Origin of the sequence: Cellulomonas pasadenensis (assembly GCF_047229365.1) — a bacterium.
In the GTDB taxonomy this organism is placed as follows: Bacteria; Actinomycetota; Actinomycetes; order Actinomycetales; family Cellulomonadaceae; genus Cellulomonas.
This window is the reverse complement of the sequence record NZ_JBFTEP010000299.1, coordinates 1-509: the sequence shown is the minus strand read 5'-3', so window position 1 is coordinate 509 and position 509 is coordinate 1. Positions and strand designations below refer to the sequence as shown.

Annotated in this window: 1 pseudogene; it reads left to right on the top strand. The window is 82.7% G+C overall.

The features are described 5' to 3' along the window. Positions 1–509 (top strand): annotated as a pseudogene (locus AB6N23_RS18565) (AAA family ATPase); the annotation flags it as partial.

Sequence of the window (509 nt, the reverse complement as noted above, 5' to 3'; positions counted from 1 at the left end):
GACGCAGGCCCGCCGCGCCCGCCGGGAGGAGCGCGCCCGTCAGGTCGCCGCGGCCGAGGCGGCGCTCGACGCCCAGCGCGACGCGCTCGACCGCGCCGAGGTCGAGGTCGTCGAGGGGCGCGGCACCCACCCCACCGTCGCGGCCCGGCACGCGGCGCTGACCGCCCGCGCCGACGTGGCGCAGGACCTGCTCGACGCCCTCGCTGCCGAGCGCACCGCCGCGCAGGACACCGGCCGACGCCTCGCCGAGCTCCTCACCGGCCTGCGCGACCACGACCTGCCCGACGCCCGCACGGCGCGTGCGGCGTGGCTCGCGCCCGGGGCGCTGGCCGCCCTCGAGCGCGAGGTGCAGCGGTGGACCGCCGAGTCCGCGCGCGTGTCCGACGGCCTCGCCGACCCGGCGCTGCGCGACCTCCCCGAGGACGCGGCCGTCGACGTCGAGGCGGCCCGGACCGCGGAGCGCACCGCCCGCGCGGCCGCCGACGACCTCGCCGGCCGCGCGCACGCCG